This is a genomic window from Pseudoxanthomonas sp. LjRoot127, assembly GCF_964253495.1.
Lineage (GTDB): Bacteria > Pseudomonadota > Gammaproteobacteria > Xanthomonadales > Xanthomonadaceae > Pseudoxanthomonas_A.
In genome coordinates, this window is the sequence record NZ_CAXUQR020000001.1 from 581,314 (window position 1) to 603,025 (window position 21,712).

General features: G+C 65.2%; 22 protein-coding genes. 6 read left to right on the forward strand and 16 right to left on the reverse strand.

What is annotated here, in order from left to right; translation table 11 throughout:
• Positions 1 to 2 precede the first annotated feature (2 nt).
• The 5 genes from ACSQ19_RS02760 to ACSQ19_RS02780 are packed head-to-tail and all read right to left on the reverse strand — an operon-like array spanning position 3 to position 5,725.
• Positions 3 to 3,302, reverse strand: coding sequence for a pilus assembly protein (locus tag ACSQ19_RS02760; RefSeq protein ID WP_299346341.1), 3,300 nt, complete (start codon positions 3,300 to 3,302; stop codon positions 3 to 5).
• Positions 3,299 to 3,844, reverse strand: coding sequence for a pilus assembly PilX family protein (locus tag ACSQ19_RS02765; RefSeq protein WP_299346339.1), 546 nt, complete (start codon positions 3,842 to 3,844; stop codon positions 3,299 to 3,301). Before ACSQ19_RS02765 ends, ACSQ19_RS02760 begins: the two co-directional genes overlap by 4 nt.
• Entirely contained in the window at positions 3,841 to 4,692 is an 852-nt protein-coding gene (locus tag ACSQ19_RS02770; protein ID WP_435999846.1) for a PilW family protein, read from the reverse strand. Before ACSQ19_RS02770 ends, ACSQ19_RS02765 begins: the two co-directional genes overlap by 4 nt.
• Positions 4,693 to 4,694: 2 nt before the next feature.
• Positions 4,695 to 5,180 (reverse strand): type IV pilus modification PilV family protein, encoded by a 486-nt coding sequence (locus ACSQ19_RS02775; RefSeq protein ID WP_299346335.1) that lies wholly within the window; start codon positions 5,178 to 5,180, stop codon positions 4,695 to 4,697.
• Positions 5,177 to 5,725, reverse strand: a complete 549-nt coding sequence (locus ACSQ19_RS02780) for a GspH/FimT family pseudopilin (RefSeq protein ID WP_299346332.1) — start codon at positions 5,723 to 5,725, stop codon at positions 5,177 to 5,179. Before ACSQ19_RS02780 ends, ACSQ19_RS02775 begins: the two co-directional genes overlap by 4 nt.
• 157 nt (positions 5,726 to 5,882) lie before the next feature.
• On the opposite strand from ACSQ19_RS02780, the gene ACSQ19_RS02785 reads away from it, so the two are divergent.
• Positions 5,883 to 6,914, forward strand: a complete 1,032-nt coding sequence (locus tag ACSQ19_RS02785; protein ID WP_299346329.1) for a sensor histidine kinase — start codon at positions 5,883 to 5,885, stop codon at positions 6,912 to 6,914.
• Positions 6,915 to 6,920: 6 nt separating this feature from the next.
• Here the strand turns inward: ACSQ19_RS02785 and ppnN are convergent, their stop codons facing one another.
• From ppnN to grxD, 5 genes are all read right to left on the reverse strand, one after another.
• Positions 6,921 to 8,303: a nucleotide 5'-monophosphate nucleosidase PpnN gene (gene ppnN / locus ACSQ19_RS02790; RefSeq protein WP_299346327.1), complete on the reverse strand. Its 1,383-nt coding sequence runs from the start codon at positions 8,301 to 8,303 to the stop codon at positions 6,921 to 6,923.
• 129 nt (positions 8,304 to 8,432) lie between these two features.
• The gene (locus ACSQ19_RS02795) at positions 8,433 to 11,849 is read right to left on the reverse strand and encodes a TonB-dependent receptor (RefSeq protein WP_299346325.1); all 3,417 of its coding nucleotides are present in this window, start codon (positions 11,847 to 11,849) and stop codon (positions 8,433 to 8,435) included.
• A 261-nt stretch (positions 11,850 to 12,110) separates the two neighbouring features.
• Positions 12,111 to 12,713, reverse strand: coding sequence for a YhgN family NAAT transporter (locus ACSQ19_RS02800; RefSeq protein ID WP_299346323.1), 603 nt, complete (start codon positions 12,711 to 12,713; stop codon positions 12,111 to 12,113).
• Positions 12,710 to 13,456, reverse strand: coding sequence for an SDR family NAD(P)-dependent oxidoreductase (locus ACSQ19_RS02805; protein WP_299346320.1), 747 nt, complete (start codon positions 13,454 to 13,456; stop codon positions 12,710 to 12,712). The genes ACSQ19_RS02800 and ACSQ19_RS02805 overlap by 4 nt, the downstream gene beginning before the upstream one ends.
• Positions 13,453 to 13,773: a Grx4 family monothiol glutaredoxin gene (gene grxD / locus ACSQ19_RS02810; RefSeq protein ID WP_296278784.1), complete on the reverse strand. Its 321-nt coding sequence runs from the start codon at positions 13,771 to 13,773 to the stop codon at positions 13,453 to 13,455. The genes ACSQ19_RS02805 and grxD overlap by 4 nt, the downstream gene beginning before the upstream one ends.
• A 157-nt stretch (positions 13,774 to 13,930) precedes the next feature.
• On the opposite strand from grxD, the gene ACSQ19_RS02815 reads away from it, so the two are divergent.
• Both ACSQ19_RS02815 and ACSQ19_RS02820 read left to right on the forward strand, forming a co-directional pair.
• Positions 13,931 to 14,509 carry a superoxide dismutase gene (locus ACSQ19_RS02815; protein WP_296278785.1) on the forward strand — a complete coding sequence of 193 codons (579 nt, stop codon included), beginning with the start codon at positions 13,931 to 13,933 and terminating at the stop codon, positions 14,507 to 14,509.
• A 155-nt stretch (positions 14,510 to 14,664) separates the two neighbouring features.
• Entirely contained in the window at positions 14,665 to 15,090 is a 426-nt protein-coding gene (locus tag ACSQ19_RS02820; RefSeq protein WP_296278786.1) for a hypothetical protein, read from the forward strand.
• 73 nt (positions 15,091 to 15,163) lie between these two features.
• On the opposite strand, the gene ACSQ19_RS02825 is transcribed toward ACSQ19_RS02820, so the two are convergent.
• A complete protein-coding gene (locus tag ACSQ19_RS02825) occupies positions 15,164 to 16,306 on the reverse strand; it encodes a 5-(carboxyamino)imidazole ribonucleotide synthase (RefSeq protein WP_435999851.1) in 1,143 nt (380 codons plus the stop codon).
• Entirely contained in the window at positions 16,303 to 16,812 is a 510-nt protein-coding gene (gene purE, locus ACSQ19_RS02830; protein WP_296278788.1) for a 5-(carboxyamino)imidazole ribonucleotide mutase, read from the reverse strand. The genes ACSQ19_RS02825 and purE overlap by 4 nt, the downstream gene beginning before the upstream one ends.
• 63 nt (positions 16,813 to 16,875) lie before the next feature.
• Between purE and ACSQ19_RS02835 the strand changes: the two genes are divergently transcribed.
• From ACSQ19_RS02835 to ACSQ19_RS02845, 3 genes are read left to right on the forward strand one after another with little or no spacing between them, the layout of a single operon-like run.
• Complete coding sequence (locus ACSQ19_RS02835) at positions 16,876 to 17,145, forward strand: Trm112 family protein (protein WP_296278789.1); 270 nt, start codon at positions 16,876 to 16,878, stop codon at positions 17,143 to 17,145.
• Positions 17,142 to 18,008, forward strand: coding sequence for a carboxylating nicotinate-nucleotide diphosphorylase (gene nadC / locus ACSQ19_RS02840; RefSeq protein ID WP_435999854.1), 867 nt, complete (start codon positions 17,142 to 17,144; stop codon positions 18,006 to 18,008). Before ACSQ19_RS02835 ends, nadC begins: the two co-directional genes overlap by 4 nt.
• Positions 18,009 to 18,015: 7 nt before the next feature.
• Positions 18,016 to 18,351 carry a DUF3301 domain-containing protein gene (locus tag ACSQ19_RS02845; RefSeq protein ID WP_296278790.1) on the forward strand — a complete coding sequence of 112 codons (336 nt, stop codon included), beginning with the start codon at positions 18,016 to 18,018 and terminating at the stop codon, positions 18,349 to 18,351.
• Between the two features lie 34 nt (positions 18,352 to 18,385).
• Here ACSQ19_RS02845 and ACSQ19_RS02850 read toward each other — a convergent pair whose 3' ends face one another.
• From ACSQ19_RS02850 to ACSQ19_RS02865, 4 genes are all read right to left on the reverse strand, one after another.
• Complete coding sequence (locus tag ACSQ19_RS02850) at positions 18,386 to 18,841, reverse strand: ClpXP protease specificity-enhancing factor (RefSeq protein ID WP_296278791.1); 456 nt, start codon at positions 18,839 to 18,841, stop codon at positions 18,386 to 18,388.
• Between the two features lie 55 nt (positions 18,842 to 18,896).
• Complete coding sequence (locus ACSQ19_RS02855) at positions 18,897 to 19,532, reverse strand: glutathione S-transferase N-terminal domain-containing protein (RefSeq protein ID WP_435999857.1); 636 nt, start codon at positions 19,530 to 19,532, stop codon at positions 18,897 to 18,899.
• A 180-nt stretch (positions 19,533 to 19,712) separates the two neighbouring features.
• A complete protein-coding gene (locus ACSQ19_RS02860) occupies positions 19,713 to 20,459 on the reverse strand; it encodes a cytochrome c1 (protein WP_296278792.1) in 747 nt (248 codons plus the stop codon).
• The gene (locus tag ACSQ19_RS02865) at positions 20,452 to 21,711 is read right to left on the reverse strand and encodes a cytochrome b (RefSeq protein ID WP_296278793.1); all 1,260 of its coding nucleotides are present in this window, start codon (positions 21,709 to 21,711) and stop codon (positions 20,452 to 20,454) included. Before ACSQ19_RS02865 ends, ACSQ19_RS02860 begins: the two co-directional genes overlap by 8 nt.
• Position 21,712 lies beyond the last annotated feature (1 nt).

The following is a 21,712-nucleotide window of genomic DNA, read 5'->3' on the forward strand; positions in this document are numbered from 1 at the left end:
CGTCAGTCCCTCCGAAGCTCGCGCCATGACGCCCGATCCCACCGTGGCCGGGCTGTCTGCGGTGAATTCAAGCCACTGCCTCCCGTGCCACCCACGACCAGCAGACCCCTGAGCAGGTTGGGAAGCGTCGGCATGCCGTTGCCCACGTTCACCGAACCGACCGGCAGACCTCCGCTCACGGACGTGTCGTCCGTACCATTCCTGCCATCGAGGTCGAAGTAGGACATGCCACCGCTCGTGCCGGTGAACGCATCCAGCGCGTTGATGTAACCCGTGCCGTTCGCATTGCAGGCATCGCCGGAGGGAATCACGCTGGCAGTGACCATGAACCGCGCCGCAAGCTGCGCATCCTGGATGATTCTCTCACCACGCACAGGCAGATCGATGTACCACCCCTTCGAAGCGGCGGGAAGCGCCGACTTCGACTCGAATGCCCGCACGTTACCTTCGGTCACCTGGATGGTGCGGGGCGTAAGGCTCGCCCGGGTAAGGCTGGCACCTTCGTCCACGAAACCATACATCGTCTGCACATCGACATTCGTGGATTGCGCGTCCTCGGCTGTCAGGTAACGACCGGTACCGAAGAATACCCAACGCTTCTTCGTAACAGGATGGATGCCCAGGGCCACCGCACCACTGATGGGCTGCGCCTTGCCGCCGGCATCCTGAGCGGTAAACAGCCGCGTTGCGCTCCAGGCACCGGGGGTCGGACTGGTCAGATCGAACTTCCATACATTGCCCAACATGTCGCCGGCGTAGACATATGCCAATGTCCGGCCATCAGGCCCGTAAATACCCGTAGGCGTCGAAAGCCCATTGGGCAATGCGGTGGAACCTACGCCAGTGTCGATCTCGCGGATCACGGCGCCTGTATCCGCATTCAACACCATCAACACAGCGCGCTCGTTGGTACTGTTGATGCCGTTGGCAGTCACCACAGCTGCCACGCCGGTCTGAACCCGTGCAAAGAAAGGCTTGCCGAGTATCAGGCCCATGTTGGCACCCGACGCACGCTCCCACTTGTAGACGGACGTTGCGCTCGCTGCTGCCGGATTCGTCACATCCAACGCGTAGAGTCCCTTGCCCCCCTTGCCCAGCGTTCCGACCAGCACGTTCCGGTTTGACGTCACCGCACGATTGCTCACTGCAACCGGCCCATCGACGAAAAACTTGTGTGCGTAGTCACCGCGACTCAGCGTCGACAGGTGGTTTATGTTGATGATGCTCGGAACGTAGGAAAACAGTTCCACGCCCGTCGCAGCATCGAACGCATGCAGCATGCCGTCGTTGGCACCCACATAAAGGGTGTTGGTCTCCTTCACGTAAGCAGGCGACGACCCGATGATGTCACCGATCTTGGTGGCGATTCGGTTGCGCAGTACGCCCCCGCCCGTATGCTCCTCGAGTCGCTCTTCGCCCTTGATGTAGTTCGCATTGTCGGACGCGCTGACCGGATAATTCAATGTGCTGCCCGTGCGGGCCAGCAAAGGCAGCTGCGTAGCGGAGGGGAACGTCGTACCGCTCGTACCGGTGGAGGTGAAAACCTTGCGGCTATTCCACGCCGGCAGCGTGGCCGCCCAGCTGATCGTACTGGCCACACCCGAAGCGGTGACCGAGCGTGCGGTCACCTCGCCCGTCCAGCTTCCTGGGACATAGCTGGCATTGAACACTTGAGCGCCCGTATCCAGCGACACCGTATTGCTTGCGACGTTGGAAAATGAGCTTGCACGCCCACGGATCTCGCTCAACGCACTACGCAGTGCCCGGGCGAAATCTTCGGCGTTGTTCGCCAACACGAACGTACCGCGACCGTTCACTGCCGCGTGCCACAAATCGTCGATGCTGGGAGGCTGGTTGTTCGTGGGGAATGGCCAGGTCTTCGTGCCCGCTGTGATTGCCGGCAGGTCCGTCTCAGGATTCAGCGTACCCGCGGCGCCGAGCGACACCGAAAAGGTCACCATGTGCTGCCAGAACGCAGGGTTGGCCGTGGACGTGGGCACCACGTTATCGAGGTCCGGGCGCAGATCGGTCTTCCAGTACCGCATGGCGATATCGGCCAGAGTACTGGAATAGGCGCTCCTGTAAGGAAGCGACGGCGTATAGGTATAGGGTGCGCCGCTGGGATTTGCGATTTCCGCGCCCGCGACATTGTCCTCTTCGCCGACGGCGTTCCATCCGTCGCTATCATTCCGATAGCCATCGGTCGTCAGAATGGTGAAGTTCTGGCGGCAGGCAAACTGATCCTCGCCCCAGGGGCCCGTGTTCGATCTGTCCGTGGCGAAGTACTGACCCGCTTGGTACAAGGCTTCGCGCAGTGGGGTATTGCCGCCACCGGTCTCCGCGTAGAGCCGCTGATACCAGGCCGTCTTGTTGTTGTTCGCACCGGTAGGTCCACTAGGATCCTCGAACAGACCCTTGTTGCGCGTCACCGGGATAGGCTTGCCTTGCTGGATAGGATGACCACTCCAGCTTACGCCGCCGCTCGAGCCACTGCTGGGCGTATTGCCGGTGATGTTGCGATAACCCACGCGATACTCGGAGCCGATCTCGGCAAAGGCACGCCCCGAGGCCGCTTTGGCGATCTTGTAGCGGGTGCGATGGTAGGAATACCAAGTCGCATAATTGATCAGCTCATCCGCTTCCGAACGGGCAGTCGGCCTGACTCGGTCACAGTTCCGGAAATTGTTGCCGGTGTCCGTAGAGCACCCGCGGCCGTCAAGACCCCGGTTGTACGGGAAGGATGTCCCCACCCGTGGGCCGAAATCGCTCCGGATGATCGCACCATCCGAGTGAATCTGATAACGCCAGAAATTGGTCTGATCGTTCAGATTTCCGGCCGGATTCTTGACGACGTAAAACGTCTCGTTGATGAACGCACCCCCGGTATCGACATTCAGATACAGATCGATCGTGCTGTTGTCGAAAGGCGGAATGCGCTCAGTACCCGCATAGGCTCTGCCGAAATCCTGGCCCCCCGTCATGGTAGCGCCCGTCGAGTCCACCCAGGGAAGATAAGTGGTGGCGGGGTTGTAGGCGATGAGGTTGTGCAGGTAGCTGCTGCGCCGCCAGCCAGAGGGCGCACTGTCTGGCAAGTAGTCGTTCCGCATGGAGCCCGAATTATCGAGGACGAACAGGATATTCGGCGGAATGCGCGCGCCCACGGTGAGCGGCTGGTCGGGGATGGCGATGCCAGCATGAGCGGGCAACGTCAGCAGTGTGACCAGGAAAGCCACGAGAAGGCTCCGCCAATCAGGGCGGCGCGCAACGTTTTGACGAAGGCGGAAAGTGCGATCGGTTTTCATGGCTCATCCGGAATACGGCTGATGACGGTGGCTTGCACGAGTACGTCGGCGCGGCCGGCGGCACGGCTGCGTGCGGTCACGCGATAGATGGGGTTGGCGCAGTTCAGGAGCGTGCCCGAAGTGGAATCGCACCCGCCGGGTTGGCCAGGCCCCGTACCGATGTATTCGATCCAGTATTCGGGCGCTTCGGGGATAAGTACGTTGTCATAACTGTTGGCGGGCACAGCGGTCCAGGCAGGCGCCGATCCGCTAGGGCAGACTCCGTTCACGCAGGGCGAACCGACCGCAGGCGTCTGTGTGTCCCAGTTTCCGACGCCCAGCACCTGGTCCTGTCCGAAGCGCAACGCGCCCTCCGCCGCCTGGAAGGCAACGCTCCGGTCACGGAGATTCGCCGCCATGAGCTCCTGCATGGCCGAACTACGCATGATCACCAGTCCTAGGATGGCGGTCACGACCAGCAGTATCAGTACCACGACCAGTGCAATACCCTGCTGGCCCGAGCGCGAAAATGCAGGCGACGTTCGGCAGTAACTCCGGCTCATAGCGTACGCGCCCTCAAGTTGACAACATTCGAGACCTGACGTGTGATCGCAGCGCCGTCGTCACCCACCCCACTCAGCGTGAGGATGATTCGCACCGAGACAACATCGTCGCCAGCGACGTTCGCGTAATTGGCCGCACCGCGCTGCAAGTACTGGAACGCGATGGCCTGCACGCCGTCGATAACCTCTTCGGCCGCTCCGCCCATGCGGCTCATGTACAACGAATTGCCTGGGCGACCGCCCCCGCTCGCCGCGACAAACCAATTGACGTCGCGGAAACGTGCCATCGTGACGGACGGCAACAGCGCCGCGTCGTTGACCGGATAATCAGGCAGCGCCGCGAAGGTAACCGTATTGGCGCTCACACCGGTTGCCGTGACCACGTGCGTGCGGTTGCTGTTGCACAGGACAATCATGTCGCCTATCGAAAACGCACGTGTGGCGTCAGCGATGTCCTGATTGTTCAGCGTCACCGACGTGCTGGTCGTACCCGTAACCCGGTAAGCAGCGTCATCGCCAGCGAAAACACGAAGCGTCGTGGCGGTGCCCGCGAGCGGCGCAGTGTTCAGGCGCGTCGCCTGGAAACTCGCGCCCTCCACTGCGGAAAAGCGGGAGCATGCGCTTCCCCCTGCAGAACGGATGTCGCGGGACATCAACTCGAAGGCGATGCGGGCGTTTTCCTGCACGCGGTTCAAACCCTCATTGGAACGATAGGTAGCCTGGTTCGACTGCAGGATGGCAAGCGCTGCGCCGGCCACCAGCAACCCCAACACCAGGGCGACCATCAGTTCGATCAGACTGAAGCCTGCCGCATCGCTGCGCGACGGCCTGCCGACGGCGTCACGCATGCTCATATGGTCGTCCTCGTGACGATGGTGCGGGTCTGCCCGCCGCCGGCGCGCGAATCGTCCCACTGGACGGTGATGACGCATGCCTGCGGGCACCCCTGGATCTGGCCGCACGTGGTGGCGTCGGCCGCATTGTTGGTGATGTTGAGCTTGAGATCGCCGATCCAGTTCCGCAGGTCGTTCTGCGCCAGCGTACCGGCAGCACCTTGTGCGCATACCATCCCGCCGGTGTTGTAATTGACGGCGTTGGCGCGATTGGAACGCATCGCGTCCAGGATCGCATTGGTCTGCATGATCGCCTGACTGGTCTCCAGTGAACTCTGACCACCCCGCAACGCCACGGACTGCATGGCGGCGACGCCGAGCAACCCGATGCCCAGCACGACGACGGCCACGAGCACTTCGATGAGACTGATGCCGCGGGACGCGCGAAGGGACTGCGACCGGCTGCGCCGAGAAAATGAATGTGCGCGACTGGGGTACTTCACGGGCAAGCGCCTCCGCCGTTGTTCCTGTTGGTCACGACATGACCCGCCATGCTGACTGCGATCACGCGCTGGTTGTCGGCCGGCTTGTCGGTGGGGATGCAGACCGTCAGCACGGACCCCGCCGCAAGGAGACCAGCCGAATTGAAGGTGAGTCCAGCCGCGGGGCCCGCCAGATCCAACGTAGCCGGGAAAATCCCTCCCCGGATGGTCGCCAGCGTTGCGTCACGGTTGTTCCGCCCTACCACAGCCCAGCCTCGCCAGCCCGCTCCTGCCGTGCAGGTGATGCCGTCGTTGCTGCCGCACAGCACCACCGGGGCGCTGCGGCGGATGGCCTCCGCACGGGCGAGCTGGATAGCGGCGGTAAGCTCGCCCGCTGTGCTGGAGAGGCGATTTGAATTCATGAGCGTGACCATGGCGGGCGAAGCCACCGCTGCAATCAGGGCGATCACCGCGATGGTCACCATCAGCTCGATCAGCGTGAAGCCCCGGCAGCGGCGCCGCCAGGTGTGCTGGGTACCGCGCGGGGTGGGTTGTAGTGCGGGCATGCCATTCCCCTAGTGGACGGCTCACGCTAGCGTCCCGGCCCGTGGGGTGCCACCCTTTCCGGAACGAACGGCGTAATCCGGCGACTCAAAGGCGGGCGGAGGCCAGCCGACGCAGAGCTTGGGGCATCATGGGAATCTGTCCCGGATGCCTCGTCTCATGACTAACCCGTCCCCACCGAGCGCGCTGGCGCCGCTCGACACTCTCTGGCAGGCACGGACCCTGGTCTGGGTATTGTTGGCGGGTGAAGCCCTCGCGGCCGTGCTTGCCATTGCCCCCAACCATGAAACCGACCGCCTGACCTTCTTCGGCGTCGCCTCCCTGGCCATCCAGTGGATATCACTGACATCACTGAGCCTTCTCTATGTGTTCCGCACCCGATTGGCGAAACTCAGCCCCCCTGCTGTCGCACAGATCGGCTTGGTCGCCCTGTTGCTCAGCACCTGGATGGTCATCGTGTTGGCATGGCTGACGCTGGGCGATCTCGCGCTCATGCCACCCGGTGCGTGGACAGGTTTTGCGCTACGCGTGACGGCGATCGCACTGATCATGGGCCTGCTGGGCCTGGCTGCCTTCCAGGCGCAATGGAACGTCATGCAACTGGCCATCGGCGCCGAGCACGCCAAGCTGCAGGCACTCCAGGCACGCATCCAGCCGCACTTCCTGTTCAACACGCTCAATACGGGCATCTCGCTGCTCCACGCCAAGCCCGACCTGGCGGAGCAGTTGCTGCTCGATTTGTCTGACCTGTTCAGGGCAGCACTGTCGCAACGCGCCTCCCTGAGCCTGGCAGAGGATCTCTCGCTGGCGCGCCGGTATCTCGAGATCGAACAACTCCGGCTGGGTGAGCGTCTGACCCTGCACTGGGAGGTTCCCGACGTGCTCCCACAGCTTCAGGTGCCCACCCTGTCCGTCCAGCCCCTGGCGGAGAATGCGATCCGTCACGGCATCGAGCCGTCAACCTCGGGCGGCGAGCTGAGCCTGCGGGTCGGGCTGGATGACGGCCATCTGCAGATCACCGTCGCCAATACCCTGCCTTCCAGCACGGCACGCGCCGCGCCGGGGCACCAGGTCGGCCTGAGCTCCGTCCGCGCCCGCATCCATGCGTTGACGCAGGGACGGGGCAGCGTGGAAACGACGACAGCGGACGGTCGCTATACCGCGATCATCCGCCTGCCGCTGGACGCCTGAGGCGTCTCAGGTCACCACCCGGTAGCAGGGCTGGTACTCGCCGGCGATCTTCATGCGCCGCTGCTCGACGAACGCGCGCAGCAGTTCGTCCAGGGCCTGCATCATCGGCGCATCGCCGTGGATCTCGAACGGGCCGAACTCCTCGATCCGGCGCATGCCGTCCTCCTTGACGTTGCCGGCGACGATGCCGGAGAACGCACGCCGCAGGTCGGCCGCGAGGTCGTGCACGGCACGGCCCGGCCGCAACTGCAGCGCTGCCATCGCCTCGTGCGAGGGGACGAAGGGCTGCTGGTAGTCCTCGGGGATCTGGATGGCCCAGTTGAAGAAGAACGAATCCTTGTGCCCGATGCGGTATTCGCGCACCTTGCGGATGCCGGCACTCATCTTCTTCGCCACGGCGACCGGGTCGCCGATGATGATCTCGTAGCGCTCGGCCGCGGCATCGCCGAGCGTCAGCCGGATGAAGCGGTCGATCTGCTCGAAGTAAGGCGCCGCGATGGTCGGGCCGGTCAGGATCAGCGGGAACGGCAGGTCGGCGTTGTCCGGATGCAGCAGGATGCCCAGCAGGTAGAGGATTTCTTCCGCCGTGCCCACGCCGCCGGGGAACACGATGATGCCGTGGCCGATGCGGACGAACGCCTCGAGGCGTTTTTCGATGTCCGGCATGATCACCAGGTGGTTGACGATCGGGTTGGGCGATTCGGCCGCGATGATCCCCGGCTCGGTCACGCCGATGTAGCGCGTCTTGCTGCGGCGCTGCTTCGCGTGCGCGATGGTCGCGCCCTTCATCGGGCCCTTCATCGCACCCGGACCGCAGCCGGTGCAGATATCCAGGCCGCGCAAGCCCAGTTCGTAACCCACCTGCTTGGTGTAGAGATACTCGTCGCGCGAGATGGAGTGGCCACCCCAGCACACGACCAGGTTCGGATCGCTGGGCTTGAGGATGCGCGCGTTGCGCAGCAGGCCGAACACCGCATTGGTGATACCGGCGGAGGATTCCAGGTCGGCCGCGTACTCGGGGCCGAGTTCGATGGCGGTATAGGCCAGGTCGCGGACCACGGCGAACAGCAGTTCGGCGATGCCGCGGATGATCTCGCCATCGACGAAGGCCATCGCCGGCGCGTTGATCAGGTCGATGCGCACTCCGCGGTCCTGCTGCAGGACCTGGATGTCGAAATCCGGATACAGATCGCGCGCCGCGCGCGGATCGTCGGACGCGCTGCCGCTGGTCAGCACCGCCAGTGCGCAGCGGCGCAGAAGTTCGTGCATGCCGCCGCTGGATGCGTCGCGCAGTCGTGCCACTTCGGCGCGGGAAAGCACGTCCAGGCCGCCGCGCGGATAGATGCGTGCGTCCTGTACCGGCAACGCCCTCGATGCCGTCTGGTTCATGGAAAGTCCTGTCTTCGTTCGTCAGAGGCGGGACTTTAGCGCAGTCGCGCGGGCAAGAGGAGGCTGACCAAAAGAAAACGGCCGGGTTTCCCCGGCCGTTCGTGTTGCGTTCCGCGGTAAGGCAGCGGATCAGAACTCGTACTTGAAACCGACTTGCAGGGACCACTGCGAAATGCCGTTGGTCTGGCTGTCGGCATTGGTCGGGATACCGAGGGCGGTCGCCTGGCCGAACTCCGTGCCGCTGCGGTAGCCGTACACGTACTTGCCGTTGTACATGCCCTGCAGCGTGGCCACTGCGTTGTTGGCGTTGAAGCCGTAGTCGATGACGTGGCCCCAGTCCTTGTTGATCAGGTTGCCCACGTTCTGGATGTCGATCCAGAGCTTGGACTTGTGACCCTTCATGAAGCCCGGCAGCTCCTGGCTGATGCGGACGTCGAACGTGTTCACCCAGCTGCTGGTGAAGCCATTCTCGGGGGCGTACGTACCGGCGTAGCGGTTCAGGCCATCCTGGCGCGACAGCCAATCCCAGAACGCCTGCTCCATTGCCGCGTTGGCGGTGAACTGGCCGGTCGCGCTCAGGCTGCCGAACAGGACGTCGCCAGGGCCGGCGGGCACGTAGAACAGGTCGTTGAAGGTGCGGTTGTCGCCATTGGCATCGCCCGAGAAGATGTAGCTGTACGGACGGCCGCTGCGGCCTTCGTAGAACAGGCCGACCTGGGTGGCGTAGTCACCGAAGAAGTTGTGCGTCCAGTTCAGCGAACCGCTGAAGCGGTCCTTGATCTCGTAACGCGCCGTGCTGCTGGTCGGTTCGTTGATGCTGAAGCCCAGCTGCGAACCGTAGCCCGAACCCGCGGTGGAGCTGGTCAGCGCCGACACTTCCTCGGCGTTGGTACGCGTGTAGCCCAGGCTCCAGGACCAGTCGCTCTCGCTCGACGCCGGCTTGGTCAGCGAGACCGTCAGCTGCTGTCCCTTGCCCTTGTTGGTGTTCTCCAGCAGGAAGACGTCGCCGAAGTAGGTGTTACGACCGGTGCGCGCGCCATTGGGCGAGAGCAGGCCGGTGCCGGCGCTGGTGTTGCCGAACGGACGGCCGCTGTTCGGGTTCCAGTACAGCACGCGACCGTCCGGACCCACGTAGCCCGGGCCGACGTTGAGGCTGCGGTAGAACAGGCCGTTCTTGACGTCGGTCAGCAGCAGCTCGGCGGAGGCCACGACACCGTTCCACGGCGTCTCGACGTCGATGGCCAGGTTGGCCTTCCACACCGACGGCAGCTCGAAGTCGTCGCTGATGGCATTGACGTTGCGCACGCCCGTACCGCCGGCGGGCACGTTCTGGTCCAGGCCATCCGGACTGAACGGAACCAGCGTCGGGTTGGTGTTGTTCTGGTAGGAGATGTAGTTCATGCCCGTGTTGCTGTAGGCATTGCCCACCCACACCTGCGGAGCATCGCCCTGGAACAGGCCGATACCGCCGCGCAGCTGGGCCGGACGCTCCCAGTCGAAGGTGTAGTTGAAGCCGAAGCGCGGCTGGATGATGTAATCGCCGTTATAGGTGTTGTTGTTGGCGATGCCGAAGCCACCGGTGTAGGTACCGCCGGTGCACGCGGCGTTCGTCGTGCCGGGAGCGGCGGCGAAGCACGCGTTGAACGGCGCGGCCGGGCTGGCGCTGGGCTTGTCGGCGCGCACGCCGAGCGTCAGCGTCAGGTTGGGCGTGACGTACCACGTATCCTGCACGAAGAAGCCGAGACCCTTGTTCTTGTAGCGCGCGGCGATCATGCCGGGGTCGGTCGGGTTGGTCTGCAGGTCGTAGTCGAAGTAGCGACCGTTGATCAGGTTGCTGAAGTCGGACGTACGGGTGCCGCCGACCAGCGGACGCGGAACGTAGAAGCTGTAGTTGCCCCAGTAGTCCTGCAGGAAGAAGTTGTAGATCTCGTTTTCGCTGTACTCGGCGCCGAACTTGATGTCGTGGTCGCCGACGGTCCAGGTGGCCGAACCGAAGTAGTTCCAGGTCTCGGTGAGCAGCGCGTTGCCCGGCGAGCTGCGCTCGGTACCCAGGCGGATCGCGTCCAGGCCGCTGAAGCTGTTGCTGCTGGTGCCGATCGGGTTGTCGTTGCCGTTGCCGGTGACGCCATCGTCGAAATAGACCTGGATGGTCGGCGCGGTGGTCGGGCTGACACGGACGGCCGAATAGTCGCGGTAGGACACCTTGAACTCGGTCGAGAACGTGTCGGACCAGTCGCTGAACAGCTGGCCGACGTAGCTTTCCACGGTCTTGACGTGGTTGTACCAGTTGGAGCTGAGCGACAGGATGCTGGCCGTGGAGGCTTCCGGACGCACGCGGTTCTGCTCGAGCTTGCTGTAGCGCAGGCTGGCGCGGTGCGCGTCGCTGATGTTCCAGTCCAGCTTCAGTGCGTACTCTTCCAGCTCGGTATCGCCGGCGCCGGTCAGGTCGCCCGGCTCGAAGCCCCACACATCGCGCGCGATGCGCTGCACTTCCGCCAGGTCGGTAGGGCTGAAGTCGGCGGTGCCGGCGGCCAGCGGGTTGGTGCCCTGGCTCTTGCCGGCCGGGCCGATGTTGGTCTGCTTGAACTTCTCGTAGTTGGCGAAGAAGAACAGCTTGTCCTTCACGATCGGGCCGCCCAGGGTGACGCCCCAGGTGGTCTCGTCGTCGTACTCGTCGAACGGCAGGCCGGTGACGTCGAGCGAGCTGCCGGCGATGCGCGCCGGGTAGTCGCCGAACCAGTCGCCATCACGGTAGGTGCCGTAAACGGAGCCGTGGAATTCATTGGTACCGGACTTGGTCACGGCATTGACGTTGGCGCCGGCGGCACCGGCCATGGTGACGTCGTAGTTGGACAGGTTGATGTCGATGGCCTCGATGGCCTCCATCGACACCGGCTGGCGCTGCGTCGGCATGTTGTTGCCTTCCAGGCCGAACGTGTCGCTGGCCGACACGCCGTCGATGGTGATCTTGTTGAAGCGCGGGTTCTGGCCGCCGGCGGTGATGCTGCCCGAGGCGCGGTCGCTGAAGGTCACGCGCGGATCGAGGCGCATGAAATCCTGGATGTTGCCGTTCATAGACGGCAGGTTCTCGATGGTCACGCGGTCGACGCTGGTACCCGAACCCATCTTCGTGGCGCTGAACACTTCCGAGCCACCCGAAAAGCCCACGGCGGTGACCGTCTCGAGCGTGGTCAGGTCGCCGGTCAGCGCCGCATTGACGGTGCTGGTCTGGTTGAGCTGCAGGTAGATGTTGTCTTCAGTCTTGGTGCCCGAACCCGGCTTGGTGATCGTCACCTGGTAGGGACCGCCCACACGCAGGCCGCGCGCGGTGTAACGGCCGCTGGCATCGGTGGTGGCGCGGCTGACCGTACCGGATTCGATGTGGGTGATGGTCACTTCAGCACCGGTGACGGGCTGGCCGCCATTGTCGGTGACCAGGCCGCCCACACCGGCCGAGGTGCTCTGCGCGAAGGCAGGCGCGGCGGCGAGTGCGACGACGAGGCCAAGGCTGAGCTTGGACAGGCGAAGACGACGGGATTGGTTCATCGGATAAACCTCGGTACGGGAGTGATGTGGCGAAGCTGGCTGACAGGACGTGCGGAACCGCCCGGTGGGGTCGGTTCTGGAGGGCGTGCTAGGGGTTCCCATGGCCCACGCGGCGTCCGCGGAGGTTAATAACAGGTTAACACGATAGGACCATTTTGTGACCGCGGCATGACAATATTCCGCACCGCAGCATGACACTGCAGCGACTCGCGGAAGGCACGCGTCAGCCCCGCTGGCAACAGGCCCGGAGACCCGCCGTCATCAGATGTTGGGCGGGGTCAACTTCAGGTAGGTGCCCACCCCATCGAGCACCATTTGGACGGAAATGGCGACCAGAAGCATGCCCATTAGCCGCTCGATCGCGGTCAGCACGCTCCTGCCCAGCCACTTGTACAGCACGGTCGCGGAGAACAGGATCACCGCGGTGGCACCCCAGGCCAGCAGCAGGGCCAGGCTCCAGTCGCCAAGACGGGACGGGTCGTTGCTGCCCATCAACATCACGGCGGCCATGCCCGAGGGGCCGGCCACCAGCGGGATAGCCAGCGGCACGATGAAAGGCTCGCCGCCGGGGAGTTCGCCCATTAACCCCTCGGGACGCGGGAAGATCATCCGCACGCCGATCAGGAACAGCACGATGCCGCCGGCGATCGCCACCGACTCCTGCCGCAGGTGCATCATTTCGAGCGCGTACTTGCCGCACCACAGGAACAGCATGAGTACCGCGAGCGCGATCAGCAGTTCGCGCACCACGACGATGCGCTGGCGACGCGGCGGCAGCGGCTTGAGCACGCTGAGGAACACCGGGACGTTGCCCAGCGGATCCAGGATCAGGAACAGCAGCAGGGCCGCCGACAGGACGGTCATGCCCGTACCTTCCATATCTGCCCCCTGTGCGTGGCGCCTGCCGATGACAGCAGGGTGACACAGGCGGAGGCGTATTCCTTCGCCTCGCACGCCTGCGCGTCGGTGTCGTCGGCGTACGCGCGCGCGCGGAGCCCGGTGCGCATCGGCCCCGGCTGCAGCGCGGACACCCGCACGGGGCTGGTGGCCAGTTCGGCATGCAGCATGCCGACCAGCGATGTCAGCGCATGCTCGGCCACGCCGTAAGCGCCCCAATAGGCCTGCCCGACACGCGACAGGTCGTCGACACTGAAGACCACAGCCGCGTCGGCCGACTGCTTGAGCAGGGGCAGGCAGGCCTGCGACAGCCACCAGGGCGCAGTGAGGTTCACATGCACGACGCGCGCGAATGCCGCCGGATCGGTGTGTTCGAGCGGGGTCAGCCCCTTGAACTCGGCCGCGCAATGCAGCACGCCGTCCAGCCGGCCCAAGCCAGCATGCAGGCGATCGGCGAGTTCTGCATAGTCGTCGGGCGTGGCACCTTCGAGGTCCAGCGGGTAAAGCAGCGGTTCCGCACCGACTTGGGCCACCGCGTCGTACACGCGGTTCAACTTGGGCACCTTGCGTCCGAGCAGTACCACGGTGGCGCCCGCCTCAGCACACGCCACCGCTGCGGCACTGCCCAGGCCACCATGGGCACCGCTGACCAGCACGACGCGCTGATCGAGCGCACGCGGCGCGCGCGTGGGGAGGCCGACCAGACTCACGGAGCGAAGGCCTCGGTCACGATCCGCCGCAACTCTCCGGATTCGTGCAGTTCCAGGGTGATGTCGCAGCCGCCGATCAGTTCGCCATTGATGAAGAGCTGGGGAAAGGTCGGCCAATTGGAGAAGCGCGGCAGGTTCGCACGGATCTCCGGCTCCTCCAGCACGTTGATGACGTGCAGGTGTTCGGCACCGGCATCGCGCAGCGCATGCACGGCACGGCTGGAGAAACCGCACATCGGGAACTGCGGCGTGCCCTTCATGAAAAGGACGATCGGGTGGCCATCCACTTCGGCCTGGATGCGTTCCATCACCGGCATGCTGATTTCTCCTTCCTTGACGGTTTGGCAACCACCGTCGGGTACACTTTCGGTCCGTTCCGCCGGCTGCGCCTGCGGATTGCATAGTGTAAGCCTTTGCATCGCCCACCGATGCCGGGCATCCCCCTTTGACCCGCCTAGCGTAAGGAACCGAGCCATGGCCATCGAACTGCCCCCCCTGCCCTACGACCGCACCGCGCTGGAGCCGCACATTTCCGGCGAAACGATCGACTTCCACTACGGCAAGCATCACAAGACCTACGTCGACAACCTCAACAAGCTGATCGAGGGCACCGAGTTCGCCGATGCATCGCTCGAGGACATCGTGCGCAAGTCGCAGGGCGGCATGTTCAACAACGCCGCGCAGGTGTGGAACCACACCTTCTACTGGAACTGCCTGAAGCCCAACGGCGGCGGAGAGCCAGGCGGCAAGCTGGGCGAACTGATCAACAAGGCGTTCGGCGATTTCGCGAAGTTCAAGGAAGAGTTCACCAAGACCGCCATCGGCACCTTCGGTTCCGGCTGGGGCTGGCTGGTGCAGCGTCCGGACGGTTCGCTGGCGCTGGCCAGCACGTCGAATGCGGCCACCCCGCTGACGGGCGAAGACAAGCCGCTGCTGACGATCGACGTGTGGGAGCACGCCTACTACATCGATTATCGCAACGCGCGTCCGAAGTACGTTGAATCGTTCTGGGCCCTGGTCAACTGGGACTTCGTGGCCGGCAACCTGCGCTGATCGCGGGCGCCTGCACGCTTCGGAAACGGCCGGGGAAACCCGGCCGTTTTTTTTTGCGACGCTGGCTGGCCGATGAATGCGGCGAGGCCACGCGTCAACAACGGCGCGTGCGCGGGCGTTCCAGGAGCCGTGGTCCCAACCCCGAGGAGAACACCATGGCACTGCGTTACGGATTGGCTGGATCCCTGCTTACCGTCCTGCTGGCGATGTCGGCGAACGCCGACGCGGCGCCACGCGACCGCGACAACAATCCGCCCGGCCCGGCCGGCGGCCGCGGCACCAACTGGGAGAATCCGCCCGGCTGGAAGGGCGGCCCGGGCGCGTCGCCCGATCGCCGCTGGTACCGGCACGGCGGCAAGCGCTACGAGTTCGTCGTAGGGAAGAACGGCTACTACTTCAATCCCCAATACGGCTATTGGCATCCCCGCTACGGCCTGTGGAACCAGGCCAGACGTTGCTGGCTGGACCTCGACAACAACCCGCCGGGACCGCACGGCGGCCGTGGTACCAACTGGGAGAATCCGCCCGGCCCGAAGGGCGGGCCGGGCGCATCGCCCGACCGCTTCGGCCGCTGCCGCTGAGGAGCGATGCCGCACACATCAGAACGGCCGGATGATCCGGCCGTTCTGCGTTTCCCGCCGATGATCGCCCGCGTCAGCCGGTCAGGCGCGCAATGACCGGCGCCACCTGCGCCTGGCGCTCAAGTGCGACACCGATGCGGGCCAAGGCGTGGGCGAGCGATGCGGCATCGTCGGCGCGGACCGTGGCGTGGCCCACCTTGCGCCCCTCCCGCGGCTCCTTCCCGTAGTCGTGCCAGTGGCCGCCGGCCTCCTGGAGTACGGACGACGCCTCCGGCATCTCACCGATCCAGTTCAACATGCAGGCGTGGCCCATCACGCGGGTGTCGCCCAGTGGCAGGCCCAGCACGGCGCGCAGATGGTTCTGGAACTGCGACGTCTCCGCACCTTCGATGGTCCAGTGGCCGGAGTTGTGTACACGCGGCGCCATCTCGTTGGCGAGCAGTTCGCCGTTCCGGTAGAACAGTTCGAGCGCGAACACGCCCACGTAGTCGAGCGACTCCGCCAGCCGCCGTGCGTGCGCACATGCCGCTTCGGCGAGTGCCGCATCGACGTGTGCCGGCGCAAGGCTGGCCGACAGCACGCCGTCGACATGCCAGTTTTCGGTCAACGGCCAGGTGCGGAATTCGCCATCGCGGCCACGCACGGCCACCACGGACAGTTCCCGCTCGAACGGGATGAAGGCTTCGACGATCAGGCCGACGGTCCCTGCCTGCGTCCCCAATGCCTTCCACGCCGCATCCACGTCCGCCGGCGACTTGATGCGGAACTGTCCCTTGCCGTCATAGCCCAGGCGACGCGTCTTGAGGATGCACGCGCCTCCGAGTCGTTCGACCTCGCGGCGCAGTATCTCGAGGCTGCCGACATCGGCGAAGTCGCCGACCGGAATCCCCAGCTCGCGGAACAGGCTCTTCTCGACCAGGCGATCCTGCGCCACCGCCAGCGCGCGCGGATTGGGGAACACCGGTACGCGGCCGGCGAGCCACTCCGCGCTCTCCGCGGGCACGTTCTCGAAGTCGAAGGTGGCCACGTCGACTTTCGAAGCGAATTCGGCCAACGCCGCTTCGTCACGATAGTCGCCCACCAGCAGCGGGGCGAACTGGCCGGCGCACGCATCCGCGGCGGTATCCATCACGAGAAAGCGCAAGCCCAGTGGCGCGCCGGACAGCGCCAGCATGCGCGCCAGTTGCCCACCGCCCAGGATACCGACGGTCGTCATAGCGGCTGGCGCGGATCGTCGTGCGCCATCACGTCGTCGGTCTGGCGGCTGCGGAACGCCGCGAGCGCGGCACCGATGGCCGGATGCTCCGGCGCCAGCAGCGCCGCGGCGAACAGGCCGGCATTCGCTGCCCCGGCATTGCCGATGGCGAAGGTCGCCACCGGAATGCCCGCCGGCATCTGCACGATGGACAACAGCGAGTCCATGCCGTTGAGCGCCTTCGACTGCACGGGTACACCCAGCACCGGCACGGCGGTCTTCGCGGCGAGCATGCCCGGCAGATGGGCCGCGCCGCCTGCACCGGCGATGATGGCGCGCAACCCGCGCGAGGCGGCTTCGTCGGCGTACGAGAACAGCACGTCCGGAGTCCGATGCGCCGAGACCACTCTCACCTCGTAAGGAACGCCGAGCGCATCCAGCTTCTGCGCAGCGTGCTGCATGGTCTCCCAATCGGACCGGGAACCCATCACGATGCCCACGATGGGGCGGGAAGCACTGGCGGTCATGGCCGTCCTCTGTCGCAAAGACGTATTCTACCCTCCTGACCGAACCGCTGATCGAGTCCCCACATGGACCGCAAACTGCTCGACCTTCTCTGCTGCCCCGCCACCCGCCAGCCCTTGGCCATGCTCGAAGCGCGCGGGCTGGAAGCGCTCAACCGCGCCATCGGCGAGGGACACGTCAAGCGTGCCGATGACACCACGCAGGCCGAGCCGCTGCGCGAGGCGCTCGTCACGCACGACCGCAAGACCGTGTATCGCGTCGAGGACGGCATTCCCGTGCTGCTGGCCGAGGAGGCGATCGCCACCGCGCAGGCGGGGGACTTCCCCTCGCGATGAGCACGCGCCCGACGCCGCCGCCCGCGGATGCCATCGCGTCGGATGTGGCCCGCGCGCTTGCCGAGGACATCGGCAGTGGCGATGTCACCGCCGCCCTGCTGCCCGACGCCGCCGACATCGCTTACCTGCTCTGCAAGGAGGCAGCCATCGTGGCGGGCAGTCCGTGGTTCGAGGCCTGCCATCGCGCACTCGATCCGGAGGTCCGCATCGACTGGCGCGTGCGGGACGGCGACCGGGTGCAGCCCGGCACCGTGCTCGCCACGCTCGCCGGGCGCACGCGCGCGCTCGTCACTGCCGAACGTTCTTCGCTGAATTTCATGCAGACCCTCAGCGGCACCGCCACCGCCACCGCCGCCTATGTCGACGCGGTGCGGGGCACGGGGTGCACCGTCCTGGATACGCGCAAGACGCTGCCGGGCTTGCGGTTGGCGCAGAAGTACGCGGTCCTCTGCGGCGGTGGAAGGAACCATCGCGTCGGTCTCTACGATGCGGTGATGCTCAAGGAGAACCATGTGCGTGCCGCCGGATCGCTGGCCGCCGCCATACGCACGGCTCGCCAAGCGCAGCCGTCGTTGCCGCTGATCGTGGAAGTGGAAACCCTGGCGCAGCTCGACGAAGCACTGTCCGAGGGCTGCGAACGCATCCTGATCGACGACTTCGACGCCGATACGCGTCGGGAAGCCGTCCGCCGCGCGAAGGCGGCTCCCTATGCGGGCCGCATTCCGCTGGAGGTGTCGGGCGGCGTCGACCTGACCACGCTGCGGAGCATCGCTGACGACGGTGTCGACTTCGTGTCGATCGGCGGCCTGACCAAGCACGTGCACGCCATCGACCTGTCGATGAAACTCGGTCCCGCACCGTGAGGCCGGCATGTCGCCGCTGAGCGCCCTGCTGTGGCTGATCGCGGCCGGCGCCGCCTTCGCCTACTGGAATGCGGCGCGCGCGGCGGCCGAGCGCGCCATCGCGCTGGGGCGGAACGCCTGCGAAGCTGCCGGGGTCATCTGGCTCGACCAGAGCGTGCATGCCAGCGGGTGGCGCCTGCGCCGGGGCGAGGATGGGTGGCTGGGCTTCGAACGCAGCTTCCGCTTCGAGTACTCGCACGACGGCATCGACCGCCATGTCGGACGCCTGGTGCTGCGCAAGGGGCAGCTGGTCGCCTTCGTCGGACCGGTCACCCCGTCGGTGACGTCGATCGAGCGGCACTGACCGCCGCAGACGGCGGACGCCCGACGCAACGGACTTACTTCACCACGCGCAGGAACGGCGGACGCTTGCCGCCACCGGGCGGCGGGGTGTCGTCATCGGGGGGCGAGTCCTGTGCATGCGCGGCATCCTCGTGGTCGCCGCTCGCCTCCGCGTCGTGCGGGACGTCGTCCGGCAGCGCCATGCCCTGCCCTGTCTCGCGCGAATAGATCGCCAGCACCGCGCTGATCGGCACATGGACCGCGTAGCTCACGCCGCCGAAGCGGGCGGTGAAGCTGACCGCATCGTTGTCGATCATCAACCGCACCACGGCGCGCTCGGCGATGTTCAACACCACCTTGCCTTCCTTTACCGCGCTGGCGGGCACCTGCACGCCGGCCATCGTCGCGTCGACCAGCAGGTGCGGCGTCATGCCGTTGTCGGCGATCCACTCGTTCAGGGCCCGCAACAGGTACGGGCGATGGCTGGTCATGCGGGAAGAGGCGTCGGTCATTTCACTTCTCGGCAGCCAATCGCATCGCGTCGGCCTGATCCTGCACGGCAGCCGGTCAGGCCGGGATTTCGCGCAGCTTCTTCTCCGCATCCGTCAGGCTGCGCAGGAAGCCGGGGTGCCGGAAGATACGGTTGCCATAGTCCTCGATCGCCTTGCCGTCCTTGGGCAGCGGCACCTCCAGCGACGGCAGGCGCCAGATGATCGGCGCCATGGCGCAGTCGGCCAGGCTCATCTCGGGATTGAGGAAGAACTTGCTCGCCTTGAACAGCGGCACGGACGCCGTCAGGAGTTCCTTCAGGCGCTTGCGACCGGCTTCCGCCTGCTGCTTGTTGCCCAGCTGGATGGCCTGCACCTGCGGCACCCAATCGTGCTCGATGCGCAGCATGGCGAGGCGCAGGCGGGCGCGTGAAAGCGGATCCACCGGCATCAGCGGCGGATGCGGATAGCGCTCGTCGAGGTATTCACTGACCACCGACGCGGCGTAGAGCACCAGATCGCGCTCCACCAGCGTGGGCACGGAATGGTAGGGATTCAGATCGATGAGATCTTCAGGCGGGTTCTGCGGATCCACCGGCACCAGGTCGTAGCTCACGCCCTTCGCGGCGAGCACCAGCCGCACGCGGTGGCAGAGCACGTCATCGGTGGAGGAAAACAACGTCAGTGTATTGCGCATACGTGGGCTCGCAGCCATTCACGGCTCTCCGACGACCGGAATCCGCCGATCGCACCGACGCCGTCGGCCCCTTGCCGAAGGTCGCCCCGGTCCCTGAGTGTGCAATCCCCGCCGGAAAAAGCCAAGCAACCCCAATGCCCGGCAACTCCGTCTACGGCGCGGGCGTGTGCCCGCGCCGTGGCGGCAGATGCGGCGTCCTTAGTGGACGTCCTTCCAGTACTCCTCCTTCAGGAGGTAGGCCAGGAACGTGAGTGCCGCCAGGAACAGGATCACCCACACGCCGATGCTCTGGCGCTTCAGGGCCGCCGGCTCGCCGACATACTCCAGGAAGTTGGTGATGTCGCGCGCAGTCTGGTCGAACTCACGCGCGTCCTGCCGGCCGGCCTGCGTCACCTTCAGGCTTTCCACATGGCGCTCGCCGGTGGCCGGATCGACCGGACCGAATTCGGCGTGCTGCAGGCCCTGCAGCTCCCACAGCGGGTTGGGCATGGAGGCGTTGGGGAACAGCTTGTTGTTCCAGCCCAGCGGACGCGATTCGTCCAGGTAGAACGACTTCAGGTAGGTATAGATCCAGTCACTGCCACGCACGCGGGAGATGACGCTCAGGTCCGGCGGCATCTTGCCGAACCACTTCTCGCCACCCGCGGCCGGCATGGACACCTGCACCTGTTCGCCGAACTTGGCGCCGGTGAAGTTGAGGTTGTTCATCACCTCGTCTTCGGTCAGGCCCAGGTCGTCGGCGATGCGCGAGTAGCGCATGTACTTCAGCGAGTGGCAGCCGGCGCAGTAATTCATGTACAGCTGCGCACCGCGCTGCAGCGACGCGCGGTCACCCAGGTCGTTGCCGGCCTGAAGCGTGGCGCCGCCCTCGGCGGCGAACGCGGAGAACGAGATCAGCAACCCGCTGGCGAACACAGCTAGGCGAGAGGCGAAAGTCTTAGTCATGCGTCGTCACCCGCTCGGGCACTGGCTTGGTCTTGTCGATCTTGGTCCAGATCGGCATGGTCAGGAAGAACAGGAAATAGAAGCCGGTCAGGAAGCGGCCGATGATGGTTTCCACCGGATCCGTACCCGGGCCCGCACCGATCTTGCCCAACCAGACGAAGCTGATCGCGAACAGGCCCAGCAGCACTTTCGACAGCACGCCGCGGTAGCGGTAGGACTTGACCTTGGCGCGGTCCAGCCAGGGCACCAGGAACAGGATCGCGATGGCGCCGAACATCACCAGCACGCCGCCCAGCTTGTTGGGCACCACGCGCAACATGGCGTAGTAGGGCGTGTAGTACCACACCGGCTTGATATGCGCCGGGGTGACCAGCTTGTTCGCTTCGCTGAAGTTGTCGTGCTCCAGGAACCAGCCGCCCATGGCCGGTGCGAAGAACACGATGAAGGCCGCCAGGATCAGGAAGCAACCGACGTAGAACCCGTCCTTGACCGTGTAGTACGGATGGAACGGCACGCCGTCCGCCGGGGCGGTGGGCGACCAGCGGTTGCCCTTCGGCCCCTTCTTGATCTCGACGCCGTCGGGGTTGTTCGAGCCGACTTCGTGCAGGGCGAAGATGTGCAGCACCACGAGCAGCAGCAGGACCAGCGGCAGCGCGATGACATGCAGCGCGAAGAAGCGGTTGAGCGTGGCATCGCTGGGCAGGTAGTCGCCCATGATCCACTCGGTCAGGCCGTTGCCGATCACCGGGATGGCGCCGAACAGCGAGATGATGACCTTGGCGCCCCAGAACGACATCTGGCCCCAGGGCAGCACGTAGCCCAGGAAGGCTTCGGCCATCAGCACCAGGTAGATCAGCATGCCGAGGATCCACACGAGTTCGCGCGGCTTCTGGTACGAGCCGTACATCAGGCCGCGGAACATGTGGATGTAGACGACGATGAAGAACAGCGACGCGCCGGTGCTGTGCATGTAGCGGATCAGCCAGCCCCACTCCACGTCGCGCATGATGTATTCGACCGAGGCGAAGGCTTCCGCCGCGCTCGGCTTGAAGTGCATCGTCAGGAAGATGCCGGTCAGGATCTGGTTGACCAGCACCACGATCGACAGCACGCCGAAGATGTACCAGATGTTGAAGTTCTTGGGCGCGTAGTACTCGCTCATGTGCTTGCGGTACACGGGCATGAAGCCCGGCGCGCGCGCGTTGAACCAGTCCACTACGCCATCGGCGGCGCGGGTGATGATGTTCGCCATG

Excerpts from the sequence above, each read along its gene's own strand:
- ACSQ19_RS02760 (WP_299346341.1), bottom strand. The coding sequence starts at position 3,302 with ATGAAAACCGATCGCACTTTCCGCCTTCGTCAAAACGTTGCGCGCCGC.
- ACSQ19_RS02765 (WP_299346339.1), bottom strand. The coding sequence starts at position 3,844 with ATGAGCCGGAGTTACTGCCGAACGTCGCCTGCATTTTCGCGCTCGGGC.
- ACSQ19_RS02770 (WP_435999846.1), bottom strand. The coding sequence starts at position 4,692 with ATGCGTGACGCCGTCGGCAGGCCGTCGCGCAGCGATGCGGCAGGCTTC.
- ACSQ19_RS02780 (WP_299346332.1), bottom strand. The coding sequence starts at position 5,725 with ATGCCCGCACTACAACCCACCCCGCGCGGTACCCAGCACACCTGGCGG.
- ACSQ19_RS02785 (WP_299346329.1), top strand. The coding sequence starts at position 5,883 with ATGACTAACCCGTCCCCACCGAGCGCGCTGGCGCCGCTCGACACTCTC.
- ppnN (WP_299346327.1), bottom strand. The coding sequence starts at position 8,303 with ATGAACCAGACGGCATCGAGGGCGTTGCCGGTACAGGACGCACGCATC.
- ACSQ19_RS02795 (WP_299346325.1), bottom strand. The coding sequence starts at position 11,849 with ATGAACCAATCCCGTCGTCTTCGCCTGTCCAAGCTCAGCCTTGGCCTC.
- ACSQ19_RS02800 (WP_299346323.1), bottom strand. The coding sequence starts at position 12,713 with ATGACCGTCCTGTCGGCGGCCCTGCTGCTGTTCCTGATCCTGGATCCG.
- grxD (WP_296278784.1), bottom strand. The coding sequence starts at position 13,773 with ATGCCGGTGATGGAACGCATCCAGGCCGAAGTGGATGGCCACCCGATC.
- ACSQ19_RS02815 (WP_296278785.1), top strand. The coding sequence starts at position 13,931 with ATGGCCATCGAACTGCCCCCCCTGCCCTACGACCGCACCGCGCTGGAG.
- ACSQ19_RS02820 (WP_296278786.1), top strand. The coding sequence starts at position 14,665 with ATGGCACTGCGTTACGGATTGGCTGGATCCCTGCTTACCGTCCTGCTG.
- ACSQ19_RS02825 (WP_435999851.1), bottom strand. The coding sequence starts at position 16,306 with ATGACGACCGTCGGTATCCTGGGCGGTGGGCAACTGGCGCGCATGCTG.
- purE (WP_296278788.1), bottom strand. The coding sequence starts at position 16,812 with ATGACCGCCAGTGCTTCCCGCCCCATCGTGGGCATCGTGATGGGTTCC.
- ACSQ19_RS02835 (WP_296278789.1), top strand. The coding sequence starts at position 16,876 with ATGGACCGCAAACTGCTCGACCTTCTCTGCTGCCCCGCCACCCGCCAG.
- nadC (WP_435999854.1), top strand. The coding sequence starts at position 17,142 with ATGAGCACGCGCCCGACGCCGCCGCCCGCGGATGCCATCGCGTCGGAT.
- ACSQ19_RS02845 (WP_296278790.1), top strand. The coding sequence starts at position 18,016 with ATGTCGCCGCTGAGCGCCCTGCTGTGGCTGATCGCGGCCGGCGCCGCC.
- ACSQ19_RS02850 (WP_296278791.1), bottom strand. The coding sequence starts at position 18,841 with ATGACCGACGCCTCTTCCCGCATGACCAGCCATCGCCCGTACCTGTTG.
- ACSQ19_RS02855 (WP_435999857.1), bottom strand. The coding sequence starts at position 19,532 with ATGGCTGCGAGCCCACGTATGCGCAATACACTGACGTTGTTTTCCTCC.
- ACSQ19_RS02860 (WP_296278792.1), bottom strand. The coding sequence starts at position 20,459 with ATGACTAAGACTTTCGCCTCTCGCCTAGCTGTGTTCGCCAGCGGGTTG.
- ACSQ19_RS02865 (WP_296278793.1), bottom strand. The coding sequence starts at position 21,711 with ATGGCGAACATCATCACCCGCGCCGCCGATGGCGTAGTGGACTGGTTC.